Annotated in this window: 14 protein-coding genes; 9 read left to right on the top strand and 5 right to left on the bottom strand. The window is 43.6% G+C overall.

Going from position 1 to position 15,901, the window contains the following annotated elements:
• Positions 1-80: 80 nt before the first annotated feature.
• A complete protein-coding gene (locus AC58QT_RS09545; RefSeq protein ID WP_497408706.1) occupies positions 81-743 on the top strand; it encodes a serine/threonine protein kinase in 663 nt (220 codons plus the stop codon).
• 85 nt (positions 744-828) lie between these two features.
• On the opposite strand, the gene AC58QT_RS09540 is transcribed toward AC58QT_RS09545, so the two are convergent.
• Together AC58QT_RS09540 and AC58QT_RS09535 are read right to left on the bottom strand one after the other, a co-directional pair.
• On the bottom strand, positions 829-1,737 hold the full coding sequence (locus AC58QT_RS09540; RefSeq protein ID WP_497408705.1) for a haloalkane dehalogenase: 909 nt from the start codon (positions 1,735-1,737) through the stop codon (positions 829-831).
• A gap of 96 nt (positions 1,738-1,833) precedes the next feature.
• Entirely contained in the window at positions 1,834-2,688 is an 855-nt protein-coding gene (locus AC58QT_RS09535; protein WP_497408704.1) for an AraC family transcriptional regulator, read from the bottom strand.
• A 156-nt stretch (positions 2,689-2,844) separates the two neighbouring features.
• On the opposite strand from AC58QT_RS09535, the gene AC58QT_RS09530 reads away from it, so the two are divergent.
• Both AC58QT_RS09530 and AC58QT_RS09525 read left to right on the top strand, forming a co-directional pair.
• Positions 2,845-3,093, top strand: coding sequence for a hypothetical protein (locus AC58QT_RS09530; protein WP_497408703.1), 249 nt, complete (start codon positions 2,845-2,847; stop codon positions 3,091-3,093).
• Positions 3,094-3,259: 166 nt separating this feature from the next.
• Positions 3,260-7,435, top strand: coding sequence for a PKD domain-containing protein (locus tag AC58QT_RS09525; RefSeq protein ID WP_497408702.1), 4,176 nt, complete (start codon positions 3,260-3,262; stop codon positions 7,433-7,435).
• Between the two features lie 91 nt (positions 7,436-7,526).
• Here AC58QT_RS09525 and AC58QT_RS09520 read toward each other — a convergent pair whose 3' ends face one another.
• From AC58QT_RS09520 to AC58QT_RS09510, 3 genes are all read right to left on the bottom strand, one after another.
• Complete coding sequence (locus tag AC58QT_RS09520) at positions 7,527-7,688, bottom strand: hypothetical protein (RefSeq protein WP_310222907.1); 162 nt, start codon at positions 7,686-7,688, stop codon at positions 7,527-7,529.
• Positions 7,689-7,911: 223 nt separating this feature from the next.
• The gene (locus AC58QT_RS09515; RefSeq protein ID WP_497408701.1) at positions 7,912-8,994 is read right to left on the bottom strand and encodes a stalk domain-containing protein; all 1,083 of its coding nucleotides are present in this window, start codon (positions 8,992-8,994) and stop codon (positions 7,912-7,914) included.
• A 152-nt stretch (positions 8,995-9,146) separates the two neighbouring features.
• Complete coding sequence (locus AC58QT_RS09510) at positions 9,147-9,296, bottom strand: hypothetical protein (RefSeq protein ID WP_497408700.1); 150 nt, start codon at positions 9,294-9,296, stop codon at positions 9,147-9,149.
• A gap of 215 nt (positions 9,297-9,511) precedes the next feature.
• Here AC58QT_RS09510 and AC58QT_RS09505 point away from each other — a divergent pair, with 215 nt between their 5' ends.
• The 6 genes from AC58QT_RS09505 (at position 9,512) to AC58QT_RS09480 (ending at position 15,882) form a co-directional block, all read left to right on the top strand.
• Positions 9,512-10,204, top strand: coding sequence for a response regulator transcription factor (locus AC58QT_RS09505; RefSeq protein ID WP_497408699.1), 693 nt, complete (start codon positions 9,512-9,514; stop codon positions 10,202-10,204).
• A gap of 12 nt (positions 10,205-10,216) precedes the next feature.
• The gene (locus AC58QT_RS09500) at positions 10,217-11,215 is read left to right on the top strand and encodes a sensor histidine kinase (RefSeq protein ID WP_497408698.1); all 999 of its coding nucleotides are present in this window, start codon (positions 10,217-10,219) and stop codon (positions 11,213-11,215) included.
• Between the two features lie 151 nt (positions 11,216-11,366).
• Positions 11,367-12,122, top strand: a complete 756-nt coding sequence (locus tag AC58QT_RS09495) for an ABC transporter ATP-binding protein (protein ID WP_497408697.1) — start codon at positions 11,367-11,369, stop codon at positions 12,120-12,122.
• Positions 12,112-13,971, top strand: a complete 1,860-nt coding sequence (locus tag AC58QT_RS09490; RefSeq protein ID WP_497408696.1) for an FtsX-like permease family protein — start codon at positions 12,112-12,114, stop codon at positions 13,969-13,971. Before AC58QT_RS09495 ends, AC58QT_RS09490 begins: the two co-directional genes overlap by 11 nt.
• Positions 13,972-14,112: 141 nt before the next feature.
• Positions 14,113-14,574, top strand: a complete 462-nt coding sequence (locus AC58QT_RS09485) for a MarR family winged helix-turn-helix transcriptional regulator (RefSeq protein WP_497408695.1) — start codon at positions 14,113-14,115, stop codon at positions 14,572-14,574.
• A 36-nt stretch (positions 14,575-14,610) separates the two neighbouring features.
• Positions 14,611-15,882, top strand: coding sequence for an MFS transporter (locus AC58QT_RS09480; RefSeq protein ID WP_497408694.1), 1,272 nt, complete (start codon positions 14,611-14,613; stop codon positions 15,880-15,882).
• Positions 15,883-15,901 lie beyond the last annotated feature (19 nt).

The raw sequence follows: 15,901 nt of genomic DNA, 5'->3' as shown, positions 1-15,901 counted from the left end.
CGTGCTTACTAAATTTCTTCTAGCATATTACATCATATTTTTGTATAATACCTCCAATAATAGATGGGGGTGACAGGCGCGTGCAGAAACGCTGGATCGAAGTAATTGAAGCGCAATTGCTTCCGAATTTGCAGATTGCCAGTGAGCGACCTTATGACCCAATCGTCGTTTATCGTGTCCCTGAACCATGGCAGCTTGTCGGAGCGGGTAATTATGCGGCTGTGCTGATGCATCCAAGCTTTCCGGATTTGGTGGTGAAGGTGTATGCGCCAGGGCGGCCAGGCTTAGAGGATGAAAAAGAAATATATCGACGGCTGGGCAATCATCCAGGGTATTCCGAATGTCTTTATGCGGGGGATACGTATCTTGTGCTGCGTCGTTTAACGGGCGTTACCTTATATCAATCGGTGTTGCGCGGCATTCCAATTCCGCGTCAAGTACTGCACGATATCGATGAGGCGCTTAAGTATGCGGTTAGCCGGGGATTAAAACCACATGATGTGCATGGCAAAAATGTGATGCAAAACAATGGTCGAGGCTTGGTCGTCGACGTATCGGATTTTTTGAAAGAGGATCATTGCTCGATGTGGGACGATTTGAAGCGTGCTTATGATCGCTTTTATTTCCCATGGGTACGCAAGCTGCCGTTTCCAGAGATCCTGCTGCTACTTGTGCGCCGAGGTTACCGGAAATACCGCAGTTGGACACGAACTTCGGGTGGTCTATCCAAGAAAGGTACGTAGGCAATTATTTATCATTCTATCAAATTAAAAAGAAGGCTGCCGTGATCAATTAATACTTGATTCGGCAGCCTTTTTCGTTAGTTGACTATCCCCGTGTTATCTGATGGTACCACTTTTGCAACTCTTGTCCAATGAAATGTGGGTTTTCCTCGACTAAATGATGAAAGCCCTTGCCAATATCCTTTATCTCCAAGTTCTGTAGATGGGCATGACACCAGCTAAGTTGCGGTTCACGAATGGTACATCCGGGTGCAGCGTAAAACAAAATTTTTGGCATGGCGGACGCAGTGAACCATGTGTTCCTTTCCTCCACGGCTTGTACGACTTCGCTTGGCTTACCTTCGATCGGAATTTGGTTTGGAAACACCCACATTGGTTTTCGCTTCTCTTTGTCCCTGAAGGGTTCACGATAATGTTCATGCTCATCCAGTGTAAAAGGTCGATTGATGATGATATGCGGCATGCCTTCCACAAATACGTTATTATCTCGCATGAACGGCCATCCCAATTCGGGATCGCGAAGTGTCTGGAAAAGCTCTTTCGATTCAGTCGGCGTAAATTCAGACCACGTCGGGCAAGGATACAACGCTTGCGGTTCAATCATCGCAACAGCCTTCACCCGATCAGGATGATTCATCGCGTACTGCAAGCCAATGGCCATTCCCCAATCGTGTCCGACGATAGTGATATTGGTAAGATCCAGTTTCTCAATAAACTGGCTAATATACTCGACATGCTCAAAAAAGGTGTAACCGACTTCTGATTTGTCGGAGCGGCCCATACCCATTAGATCCACAGCTATGCAACGGGCAGTATTCTCCAGATAGGGAATAATGTTTCTCCACATGTAAGACCACGTGGGGTTACCGTGCAAATACAGGATAGGCTCCCCTGAACCTTGTTCGATATAATGTAAGTGATGACCGTTTACTTCAAGAAAACGGGACTCGAATGGGTACTCTTTTCTGATAGGGAGAGACTCCGGGTTAGTCATACAGTTGCAGCTCCTTCACATGTTTGTTTCAACATGGTCTATTGTATCCTTTGTTGAGCGTATCCCATTGTAAAAAAGCGTCATTGTTTGGAATAACTATTGATACATAATATCCGTTGTGAGTGATTGGTCGCGGCTTTCGCTAAAATGTTTAGTGAGTTCCGGTTGCACTTCATTTCGGAAAAATTGTTCAGGCGTACACCCGGTGAACGCTTTAAAGTCATGCGCGAAATGAGCGTGATCGTTAAAATTACAAGCATGAACGATATCCAGGTAATCGTGACCGGATTTTTTAAGTTGAAGGGTATGCTGAAACCTGACGATATTGGCAAACTTTTTGGGTGTGATACCAATAATCGCGTTAAACTTTCGTTCCAACGTTCGTTTGCCAACCCAAAAGTCATCGGCTAATTGTTTGATGGAAACGTCCCCTTTTTGCTGTTGGATCTGCTTTGCGACTTGTACAATCACCTGATCCCCCGACTGATGCTCCAGCGTCAAAAGTAAGAATGCTTGTACAATAGCTACCCGATCGGCAATCGTCGTTGCTTCGCTAAGTCGCTGTTCCATCTCAGAAACCAGATGCATCTTGAAGATGAGATGTAGATCGATGTTAGCATCCTGAAATTCATGAATCGGATAGGGTGTAAATGCCTTCAAACCACCTGGCTTGAAGCGAATAATGATCGTTCCGACGCTCCCAGTGCTTAGATATTCTCTATACGTGGTTTGCAGACCGGTTAACCCGCTAGTACCTAGCAAATCGATTTTGCGGTCCACAATGACTTTCATTCGATTGCCATATTGTATCCCAATAACAGCAAGTGTCGAAGGAAGAACCTTAACGGGGTTCCGATTGGCGAAGTTGATGGGGTTAAAGTCCTCCTGAACCAAAATGCTGTCAACATACGCACTAAGCTGCGGAAGTGGGCGGAATTGTTCAAACAACATAGGCTATATATCCCTTCCTAGCTTTGGTAGTTCATCTTTATTATACGTATGATCTGCACTTTATGAAATGAAAACCAAACGAATCAAACCATCAAGTGTATATATATGGTAAAATTGTCAAGGGGGAAGGGGCGGCGAAATGGAAGGTGATTAATAATGAATAAATCTATAAAAATAGTAGGAATTGTATTCAGTTTACTCACTGTAGCTATTGGCCTGTCTATTTTGCTATTTGAGAGGAGTGAAGCTGACACAAGGCTTTCTTGGATGATGGTTGCACTGAATGCTTCATTAATTTTCAATGGTGGTGCTCAATACTTAATCAAACAAGATAAGAAAGGACTGTTATCTGTAGTCGCCGGAACCCTCATTTTGCTATTCGTACTCATCAAATTTCCTTTCTAAGATAAGGAGCAGTTGCCGCGGCAATTGTTCCTTATTTATTTTCCAGAAAATAATGTTACTTTCAAAAGAAAACACAACAGAACCCCAGAAAAATCCAATTGAAGCATTTCAACAATCTTTATAATAAAAGGGATTTTATACCATTCACGCGCAGGAGGTAGACGTATTGAAGCATTTAAAAAGTTTGATATCCGCAGGTGTCGTTGCAAGCATGCTAGTAACGCTGCCTAGTTTAGTAAGCGCTTACGACTATTCGTCCTTTACGGGGATTCAGTTCACAGATCCTGACTTGATTCCGCCTGAATCCAAAACTTCGGATGAGAAAAAGAGTACCACAGAACTGAAACAGAAGCTGGCAGATCCCCAAACCATTTTAGGCGCATTGCCTGCCAAAGAGATGCATCCGAGCCTTTGGTTTAATTCCAGTGAGCTTGAAGCTTACCAAGCAAGAAGAAATAGTAAAGGCTCTTATTATGAAAAGTTATGGGCCAAAATCAAAGCTGATGTCGATACGGTCTATATGAACTATGACTACAGTAATGCCAATTTGCATGAAAATGATCGCTCTCGTGGCGCGAAATTATTAGCTTTTTATTATGTAATGATTAAAGATGACAAGAATTATTCAGAGGCTGAAATCAACAATGTGAAAAATAAAGCCATTACAGCAACCGTGAACATGTACACGGGCACTGTAGCAAATCGAACCAAAGATGACGGTGATATCTACTGGGCGACCTATTTGCAGGATTATGCGTCCGCATACGATTGGTTAGTTCCATTTTTAACAGAAACAGAAAACAAAGAAGCGCGAGCAAGGCTGAAGAAAGAAGCGGCTTTTATCGCAGATTGGCTGATGCAGCCACAACCGCCTCGTCCACATAATCATCGCTCCAAACCAGCGCTAGGCTTAGGTACAGTTGCACTCACCTTAGCTGAAGAACCAGAAGCACAGTACTGGATGAATTTGGCGATTGAGCGTACCCATAACACGTTTGACTATCAGTTTAGTTCGGATGGGATATCGAGGGAAGGTGCTCATTATGGCGTGTTTACCTTTGTTAACTTGGTGCCATTTCTGTACCAGTACAAGAATGTCGTTGGCGATCAAGCACCTGACAATATTTCACCTGCAACGCTCATTAAGCAGACGGAGCCTATGTTTGAGTACGCTGTTCGGGGGAGAATGGGCAATGGCTGGCTGTCCAGCACGGAAGATAGTTATGTGAAGCCGTATCCTACGCATATGGCTGCTCATTTATACAAAGATGTTCAAGCGCCACAGTTCGGAAGCGGGCTTAAGCTGGGTGAAGTTTTTCAATGGAATTATGCCAATTCTCAAATCTACTTGGATGACTATACAGGAGCGACATCGCAATATCAGATTGCCATTGATGAGTATCTGACCTACGATTCGTCCATTGAGCCCAAGCGTCCTACCGTGTCTCGCACGACATTCATGAATGGCGGTGTCAATCCGAAGTCGAAGGAACCTTTTGGCGGGATCGCGATCTTGGGTAATCAATGGGATTCGAAATTCGAACCAAATGGCAAGAACAGCCTGTGGTTAATGTTTAATGGCCATCCAGAGTCGGACAACCATCAGCATCAAGACCAGCTTCATTTTAATATGTATGGAAAAAATGCACTCCTAGCGAATGATACCGGATATGGGCAATACAGCGCATTCGCTTCCTTCTTGAAAAAGCCGCAGGCGCACAATGTCATTACGATGAACGGCAGGGGCGTGAAAAACGAAACCGATCCCATGATCGGTGTTCGAAGCAGTTACGAGATCGATACGAATTATTTTGATTTTGCTCAAAAAGAAGGCGACTACTACTCCGATCAGGCTGAAGTAGTGGGAACACATAACCGCGGAATTGCATTCCCGGGACAAGAATATTTCGTCGTCGCCGATCGAGTTACATCGAAGAGTGGTAAGGCTGATTTTGATATGTTTCTGCACAGTCTCGGTGCCTTGAATTTGACTGGCAATCAGGCAGAGTGGTCGATCACGAAGGAGAAAACACCAGAATTAATGAACAAACCAGAAGCTTCACAAAGTGCTGTAGTGCCCTACTACGACTTGGGTGAAGCCAAGATGGAAACGTATATGTTTCCGCAAACGGCTAAATTCCAAGCGAATGATTCGGTGACGAGTCTGTTCAAGGAAGATATCAAAGAACAGTATGTGAGTGCGGAGCAGAAGAAGGAGAATGCTCAGTTCTTGACGATTCTCGTGCCACAAGAATTGAACGAGAATGCACCCGAAGTGCAAGATTTAAGCACTAGTTCGATGACAGGTGCTCGTGTGGTTAAAGGCAACACAACGGATACGTATCTGCTGCAAGCTGGCAGCGGTGTACAAGTCACAGCAGGCCATTTGACGTCGGACGCCAACTTTGCTTGGCTGCGTGAAACAAGCGCTAACGCTAGTGATGTGATGGTTCGCGAGGGCAAGAAGGCGCAAGTGAATGGCGCAACCGTCATGACGAGTGATGTGGCAGTTACCTGGGTTCAGCACATGGACAGTCAAGGCTGGAGCGGTAAGGTATCGGATCTGAAACAAGCAGCCCAAATGAGCTTGACGCTGCCTGCCGGTGTGATTGTGAAAACCACTACGGTAAACGGCATAAAGGTAGATACGAAAATGAAAGATGGCGTGATTACTTTAGATTTAGCCCAATCATCCGACTATGCCATCGAGTTTGAGAAGTCTGCTGCCCTCGTAACGAATTTGCCGCTTGCGAAAGCCTCGGCAAACAAAGCCATTGAATTCGGTGAGCGGGGGAAAGGCACACGTACAGTTACTTTCTCATCATCGGGAAGTACGGGAGCAGGTCTGACCTATTCGTGGAATTTCGGCGATGGGACGACATCTGATCAAGCTTCACCCACAAAGGAATATAAAGCATTTGGTATGTATTTGGCCAATCTGAAAGTGACAGATCGTGCAGGAAATACAGATACCATGACTATTCTGGTTGATAACAAGGACCCGAACAAGGTGCCTGTCGTTAAACTGAATTCCGACCACACCGCTGGTAGACCTGGAACGAAAATCGCGTTTGATGCTTCCGCTTCGAATGATCCAGATATCGCATTGGGAGACAAAATTGCGAAATATGAATGGGATTTTGGCGATGGAACACCGCTTCAATCGGGAGCAAACTTAAGCAAAACAAGCCATGTCTTTAACAAAGTTGGCGCTATGAAAGTAACCCTAACGGTCACGGATACACTGGGTGGTACTTCCTCCATCACGCTTCCGATCAGTATTGGCAGTCCGTTTGGCTATTTGGATGTCAAAAAGACGGATCCAGATGATGAGAATACGTACGTCTTGTTCGAAGCGGAAGATTATACAGCGAACTCGAGCAGCCAGAGTGATCAAATCTCCCTCGTTTCGTCGAGCAAAGCTTCTGGCGGTACCTACGTTAAATTTGGTAAAAACCTGCCAGATGTGACGAATAAGGATGTGCTGGATCCAGCGTATAAAGATACGATGCCGGCGGATAAAGTTTTACCTGATATGAAGTATGTTCAGTACGAACTGAATGTGACGGATCCTGGCGCTTTCCAAGCCCATATCTATTCAACGGGGGAATCTGCCTCCAATGGTTCTGTCTTTATTCAGTGGGATGATTCGGAGCTGAAACGCATTACGTTGAAAGATGCGGATTGGAAACGCGCCTTCGATAATTATCAGTTTGCTTTGGACGAGGGCATTCACGTCCTTAAGGTGTGGTCCCGCAAAGGCGGCGCTGACATCGATCGTATTCTGATCATGACAGATGGTACGACCCATACGAAAGTTCAAAGCAGTATTATTCCAAAGATAAAACAGAACTACCCCGTCAATCTGTTTACGGATTTGGCAGGACATTGGGCAAGAATGGATATCGAGGATCTCGGCATTAAGAAGTTGATTAGCGGAGTCGAAGAGAAGAAGTTCAAGCCTGAACAAGACATGACAAGAGCTGATTTCATTTCGATGCTTGTAAGTGCCAGTGGTATCAAGGCAGGTATTATTACTGAACTGGAAGGTGGCTTCGCGCCTAATCGGAAGGTGACTCGTGAGGAAGCTAGCAGCTTCATCGTGCGCACGCTGTCATATTTGGGCAAATCCGTCACGATCTCTGACTCGGAAATAACGAATTTACTCGCTGCATTCGAAGATACAAAGATGATTAGCAACGCTACAAAGCCCGAAGTGGCTGCCGCGATAAAAGCGGGATTACTAAATGGCATTCGCGCGAAAGAGCTCGTTCCACTTGGGAACCTTACTAGAGCGCAAGCCGCTACAATGATCAAACGAATGTTAGATTCGGTTCAATAATTGGTATTTTTCAGAGGATAGTAACGAAAATAGGCTGTTTCAAAAGTCTTGATTGACTTTTTGAGACAGCCTCCTTTAATGGGTAGGTTCGTTACGGTTTCTTAATGGTATAAAAGCCAAAACGTTCGATTTCCTCAAGTGCTTTACGTCCAAAAGACTCTGTTAGCTCGTCTGCTCGGATTTTGGTTCCACCTAGTGTAATCCCATCCCAGCGTACGATTCTGCCGTCTTTAACCAAAAAATAATCATCCATATTAAAGCCTCCCATATGGTCATTTTGGAAATCTGTATGCGCTAGCATTTGCAGAATATTAGTCTGCCTATTCGTATTTTAACATATTCTTCATGGGAAACATAAGAGCTCTTTATAGGTCGAACATGTTAACTTTACGTGTTGATTTTTGGAGCACATTGTCCCTATAAAAAAAGCCTCGAAATTCAACTGTGGTTGATTTTCGAGGCTTTTAGGTACTTATTTATCTTCTAGCGTTGAAGCCGATGAAAGCTTTTGTGTTGAAATCAAATACAGCTGTCAAAGGTCCAAGCAATTCGTCTTGATCTGTTGTGTAAGTAACGGTTACAAAGTTACCGTTCGCAGCTTGAACGTCTGCAAGTAATTTCTTCTGCTCGTCTGTGGAAGCTAATACGCCAACCTCTTTAGCAGAAGTAATTTGAACGTGTGCTTCGTCTTGTTTTGTCGTGATATGGGACACTTGCTCTTTCACTTGTGTCCATGCTAAGTCGCGGTATTCTTGTGCTGACTCTGGCGACATTTTCGGTAGGCCAATAGTTGGCGATTGCGTCTGAACAACTAAGAGGTAAACAGGGCTTTGAGGCGGAAGGCTTTTCGTCTCGAAAGGACCGTAGTAAGCTTTTACCTTCGTACCAGCTTTCAAATCTTCCCAATTCACAGACTCACCTTGGGATGTCAATACGCGCGTTTCTTTACCTGCGTTTAGTACCAGAGCATCGCCAAGTTGAACTTGCCAGCCATCATCTGTATGTTTTACTTCTTTAATTGTATCTTCTTTAATTGCACGATCAGCATGAACGTTAACGTTTACTGCATGTGCTTGGCCAGGGTAACTCATCGCCATAGCAGGTCCGAATTCGGCATCGATTTGTGTGCCTGCTTTCAAATCAGCAGGAGTTAGTGTTTTACCGTCTAGGCTTTTAATCGTTGTTGATTTATCAACAGTCAGAATAACCCATGTGCTGCCAAGTAATTCAATACGGTAGTTACCGTCTTGGTTAGATTGCACGCTCACGATAACACCAGTTTCACGCATCAAGTCAGCAGCTTCATCAAGCTCAATTTCTTTGTTGGCTTCATCGTAACTTACTGTATATCCAAGTTGGGTAGCTGCATCGCGTACAGGCAGATAAGCTTTGCCATCGATATAGACAGGTGTAAGCGCGCTGTCTTGTCCATTAACAATGATTTTTACATCTTTTTGTAAGTAACCTGTCACCTTTTCTACCAAATCCTCTGCTCCAACTGCTGCAGTCGTGCCGAGAATTCCAGCCAATGTTAATATTACCGTTAGTTTCTTTTTCATAATATAATGCTCCTTCCAATTCTGTAGAGTATGTATCAATCAAGTTGACAATCCTTCAGACGGAGGTTGTTGCAAATAGGTTGCAGTTATAAAAAAAAAGCCCTGAGGGAGTTCATGCTTCCCTGGGCTTTCATTGTAAAATATAGATTTTTCTAAAAACCAGACTCTAGATAGTCATCAGTGTTGTCGAAAGGAATTTCTCTTTCCACAGTGGAGTCTATAATCGAAATACCATCTTTCATCGTCACATGCCAATCCTCATTGGATTTAAGGACTTCAGTTAGAAAAGCATCAATGTCCAAGATTGTCGTCCTCCAAACGTCAAATAATCAAGTAGTACGCTAAGGTGTATTCTTAGTATGGGTGATCAAAATCAAGTTTATTCTTCCAGTGCTCATTACATCGAAGAAAAGCAGAATCTGATGATAATTAAGTAGATTGGATAAAATGATACAATGGACTTGGATTTTTTTAGAAATTCGATCTCGATGTGCCTGAACTTGGAGGTGGCTGTTACATGAAGTATGTGATTTATATCATTGAAGATGATCTGTCCATCAGTCGTTTATTGAAAGAACATATTGAGAAATACGGACTTTCAGCCACAGTTGCTGACAATTTTGAAAGCATTTTGGAACAATTTCAGCTTCTCCAGCCTCATCTTGTTCTATTGGATGTTAATCTGCCTAAATTTGATGGGTTTTATTGGTGTAGGAGGATCAGAGAATCGTCCAAGGTTCCCATCCTTTTTATTTCCGCCAGAGAGAGCGGGATCGATCAAGTAAGAGCTCTTGAGAACGGAGCGGATGATTACATCACGAAACCCTTCTCGTATGAGGTCGTTATGGCCAAAATAAACAGCCATATCAGACGGGTATTCGGTGAATATGCGCCAGCTACAGTCGAGCGGGTAGTCGAATTGGAAGGGTTGAAATTTTATCCAGAAAGAGTAGAGCTGGAGTTTCAAAGTAAGATAACGATCCTGACTAAGAAAGAAGCTATTTTGATCGAGAGTCTCATTCAGACCTACCCTAAAGTGGTAAACCGAAACTATCTCTTGGAGGAAATGTGGGATCACGCCGATTTTGTGGAAGAGAACACACTCAATGTAAATGTCACGAGGTTAAGAAAGAAATTGCAAGACCTCCATATTGAGAACGGGATTGAAACGATAAGAGGCTTGGGCTACAAGCTAAACAAGAGCTGGTAAGGGGAATGGCAGATGAGTTTATTTTTAAATGAACACAAGAGTTATATCGGGCTTTACTATTTCTCCGTTATTCTAACTACCTTTTATTGTGTGCTTGCGAGCGATTTTCCATGGGTAGATGTGTTCTATGCTTTCCTATTCAATTCGTTTATTCTTCTTGTTTTTTTAGGGTGGAAATATGTGAAATCGAAGGATGTCTATGTACGACTACACAGAAACTTTGAGGACATTGAGGAAACCACTTTGGATCAAGGTGATTCCTTCTGGGGTCGCCATATAGCTGCACTATTAAAGCAACAATACGGATTGTACGGAAGAAATCTGCAACAACTTAAGCAAAATCATCAAGAGCATTTAACCTTTATTAATCAATGGGTGCATCAAATGAAAACACCGCTTTCCGTCATGAGACTTCAGCTCGAAGCCCATGCAGGCGAACCCTATGCACATGGGTTGAGTGAAGAAGTATATAAAATGGAAAAAGGTCTGAATATGGCCTTATATTATGCACGAATTGATGCTTTCGAAAGAGATTTTGTGATTGAAAAGGCAAGCTTAAAGCCATTAATTTTGGACAGCATCAGTCAAGAAAAAAAACTGTTCATTAAAAATAACATGCTGCCGAAGGCAGACGTGGACGACACGATTGAGGTATACACGGATGTAAAATGGATCAAATTCGTCATCGAGCAATTGCTAACAAACGCCATCAAATACGCCAAGGGAAAAGGGAAATATGTGACGATTGCTGCGTATACAACAGATGAGCATGCTGTGTTAGAAGTCATCGATGAGGGCATTGGCATACATCCTAAGGATATTAGGAGAGTCTTTCAGCCATTCTTTACAGGTGAGAACGGAAGGATTTTCGGAGAATCTACGGGAATGGGTCTGTATTTGGCCAAAAAAATATGTGAAAACTTAAATCATAAGCTCATGATTCAGTCCGAAGTGAACGAAGGTACCAAAGTCAGCATTCTGTTTGAACGTATCCCAAAGGATCATACCTAAGCCTAAGAAGAACGTGCCTTATCTCTAATGCATGTTCTTTTTGCATCTTCCAACCTTACAACAATGTAAGAATCGAGTAAGAAAGTTGAATCGCTGAAAAGGAGGCGAAGGAGTACGATCATGAAGGAAAATCAAATAACAAGGAGTTGGCATGGCTATGTTAAAAGTTCATCATCTAAGTAAAACATATGGGAAAGAAGTGATATCTCATGCTTTAAATCAAATTAGCTTCGCCATTGAACCCGGAGAATTTGTCGGAGTGATGGGACCATCGGGCAGCGGCAAAACGACTTTATTAAATATGATCTCTACAGTTGATCAACCCACGACAGGATCCATTCAGATAAAAGGCTTCAATCCCATGCAATTGACGGGAGATAAATTAGCGCTTTTTAGACGTAGAGAACTTGGTTTTGTCTTTCAAGATTTTAATTTGCTTGATACGTTAACTGTGGGGGAGAATGTGGTTCTACCTCTTACCCTAGATCGGATCTCTGTTATGGAGCAGGACAGAAGACTGCAAAGCATTGCTAAGACATTGCGTATTGAACATTTGCTCGACAAACGGACCTATGAAATCTCTGGAGGCGAAGCTCAACGAACGGCGATAGCCCGAGCTATCATCCATCAACCTTCACTCCTCTTGGCGGATGAACCAACGGGGAACTTGGATTCCAAGTCTGCAAGAACTGTCATGGAATTGTTTGAGAAAATCAATAAAGAACAGCAGCTGACTACGATCATGGTGACGCATGACCCTGTGGCAGCCAGCTATTGCGGCCGAATTATTTTTATTAAAGACGGTGCTATCTACAATGAAATTCATAGTGGAGGCAGGAGGCAGCCTTTCTACCAACAGATTATCGATGTACTTTCGTTGTTAGGCGGTGCGGATCATGGAATTTAAACAGTTTGCGATGAGAAATGTTCTACGCAACGGTAAGCACTATTTCGCTTATTTCTTAAGCATGCTTATTTCCGTTACGCTATTTTTTTCACTTACTATGTTTATTTTTCACCCGGATAAAGGCACTTTCAAATCTTACATCAAGGTATCCCTTTTGGGTGCGGAAATCATTGCCTACTTATTTTTGTTCTTCTTTGTCTTCTATTCCATCGGCGTCTTATTAAAAAAGAGGTATAAGGAATTTGGCATCCTCTATATGCTCGGCATCACGAGGAGTCAACTGCTTAGGATGATCGCGATTGAAAATATGATCATCAGTGTCGCGGCTACAATCGGAGGTATCGTCACGGGCTTGGTGTTTTCCAAACTCATTCTGACGATGATCGAGAGGTTGCTGCGGCTTACTTCCTTGCCGTTTTATTTTCCGATAAAAGCGATTCTGATTACGCTTGTCTGCTTCCTGCTACTCGGCATATTGGTCTCTTTCTTTACTTCATGGATCGTGAAGGAGAAAGATATCGTACGCTTGCTTAAAGCAACGAAGTCACCGAAGCCAATGCCAAAATTTTCACCACTAGTTGCGGTCTTGGGCATCCTTTTACTCCTTGCTGCGTATACCTTATCATTTGTTACCTTTAAAGGTAATTTGGATAAATATATCGTCATGATTATAGGCATGGTCGTGATTGCCACGTATATGCTATTTTCACAGTTCAGTGTATTCGCGATCGCTTTATTAAAAAAGAACAGGATCCATTATTTAAGAAACACGAATCTGATCTGGATATCGAACTTGTTCTATCGCATACGGGACAATGCCAGCATGTTTTTTATCATTACCATTACGTCAACAGCTGCTGTCATACTGAGCGGCACCTCTTATGCCTATTGGATGAATACGCTAACTAGTATAGAAGAACGACATCCTATGGCTTTTTCCTATCAGACGTTTGGAACGAATGCTTCCACGACTGAAGAGATCCGATTTATTGAAGATCAGTTGCAGAGAAACCATTTTCCCTATGAGAAAATAGTTGTAGAGATGAAATATATGGTTCAAGAGGACGAGTCTGTGATACCGATCATGAAAGCAAGTGTGTATAATCAATTTGCCAAAGTATTAAACTTGAAAACCATGTCTATTCGTGAACTAGAAACGATCAAAATCGTACCCACAGAGGATAACGAAGGTGTAAGTCATCCAACGATTGAAGGGAATAGTCTGCAAATCAAAGAAGAAATTTATGCGAAGCTGTTTACGGATCATATAAATACGCTATATGTTGTAGCCGATTCGTTGTTTGATCGAATTGAAGTGGTCGAACAAGCCCAGCCTCCATATATGTTTCATGTCAAGGATTGGTCGGATACGTATGTTGTTTATGACGCATATGAGCAGCAATATGGGGATAATCAGTACGCCTTATTTTATTCCAAAGCCCATATCTATGAAACCGAGAAAAGAGCATATGGCACGATTTTGTTCTTATCGATTTTCTTAGGTATCATCTTCTTCGTTGCTTCGGGCAGCTTTGTGTACAACAAATTTTACATGGATCAGGAAACCGATAAACAGAAATATAAGCAATTATATAAAATCGGTGTCACGTTCAAAGAAATGAAGAAAGTGGTTTCGATTGAAATTGGCGTCATGTTCTTACTTCCATACATGGTGGCAACTTTACATTCCGCCATTGCTTTAGCAGCACTGCATAGGCTTTTTAAACTGGATGTCAGCGAAGCCGCGGTTACGGTTATGGGCGTCTTTTTGGTCCTTCAAATCGTCTATTTCTTGTTTATTAGAAGAAATTTCTTGAACGTGATCAGAAAGCATTTAATCGTCAGCTGAAAAAAGTCTTACAGGTAAAGGCGTCCAATCGGGAGGATTGGACGCCTTTTTTTTGTAGAGAATAAAACTTCAATGACCTTGACAGAAAATGTTGTCTAACATATAGTTGTCTAAACAACTATTTACGAGGGGGCATCACATATGTCAACCGATTCCCGTCTTTTGCCAATCGGATTCGCGATGGGGGTTACACACCGCAAGTTGACAGCTTTGTTTCAACAACGGCTACACGCGCATGGGATTACGCCTGAGCAGTGGTCCGCTTTGAATCAGATTGATCGCGCGCAAGGGTTGATTCAGCGTGAAATTGCCGAACGGACCGGTAAGGACAAGCCGACAACTACACGGATTTTGGATCATCTGGAGAAGAAAGGGCTTATCTATAAGAAAGCAGGCGATCGAGATCGACGATCGTTTCTCGTGTACAGCACGGAGCTCGGTCAAGACCTCATCCGTGTAACGACACCGATTGAAGATAGTGTGACAGCTGATGTGAAAGCTTGTATATCAGAAGCGGAGTACGACATCATGATGGAGATGCTGCTACGCATCCAACTTCACGTGAGTGGAAAGCTCGGACATTCGGAGTTAGTAGAAGACTAATCATAGGAATAAAATTTTATGCGGAGATGATCTAACGTGCAGCCAGAACAACAACAAACTCCCTTATGGACGAGACCGTTCATCGCTTTGACGATTTGTTTTTTTCTATTATTTCTAAGTTTGCAAATGCTACTTTCCTCTTTTCCAGCCTATGTGAAGGCTGAATTTCATACAGGAAACGTACAAGCTAGTCTTGTTACGTCTGTTTTTGCGCTTGCAGCCATCTTATCGCGCTTCGCGACGGCAGCGCTCATGCCGCGCATTTCGCGGATGAAGCTATTGCTCGCAGGGCTTATTATCGCTGCGGCAACGACAGCACTGTACTCGGCAGCAGGCTCATTCGCCACGTTATTGTCGCTGCGTATTGGCTATGGCATCGGCTTCGGGATGGCGAGCACGATTCTGCCGACACTTGTATCCCGGATCATTCCGCTGCGCCGAATGGGTGAGGGTATCGGGTATTTTGGGTTGTCGACGAGTCTTGCCATGTCGATCGGCCCGTCCATCGGGCTGAATGTGATGAAACAAGCTGGCTTCATGCCATTGACGATGATCGGATTGATTACATCTGTGGTTATCTTCCCAGTATTGTGGCTTTCGCGATCGAAGCGGGATCAAGCCGCCGAGGAGCAAATGCCTCCTGATCCTGATTCTGATCAACAAGGTGTTCAATCCAAACCTGCTGCCAAACCTGGATTCAACCGTAAATGGTTGTTTCCCGTTCTTCTAAATGTGTTTCTCTCCATCACGTATAGCGGTCTGCTTAGTTTTCTAGCCCTATTCGGTGATTATGTTCACATCGAGCAGGTGGGCTTATTCTTCCTGTTCAACGCGATCACCATTATTCTCGTTCGTCCCTTCTCGGGCCGTATCTTCGACCGTTTCGGACATGCTTCCGTGCTAATTCCCGCTGGCTTGTTCGTCACCGCCAGCATGATGGTGTTGTCGCATGCACATGCCATGCCGATGTTGATCGTATCCGCGCTGCTCTATGGGGCTGGATTCGGTGCTATCCAGCCGACCATTCAAGCCTGGATGCTGCGTTCCTCGAAGCCTGAGCAGTATGGTATGGCGAACAGCATGTTCTACAATTCAACGGATTTCGGCGTTGCCGTTGGCGCGATTCTGCTTGGTCTCGTTTCCTCAATCACTAACTACTCTGTGATGTATCGATATTCTGCTGGGGTTATGGCCGTGTTCGTCATCCTCGGGTCGCTGCAGTATGTTATAGCGACTAGACGCCATTCTCGCGTATTAACTGTTGTCAAAAACTATACAGTTATGTTATGGTGGAACAAAAATAGATAGAGATTAGGATACGGAATGC

Source organism: Paenibacillus sp. J31R109 (assembly GCF_059692055.1).
Note: the sequence above shows the minus strand (reverse complement) of the source record. Positions and strands in the feature narration are given on the sequence as shown.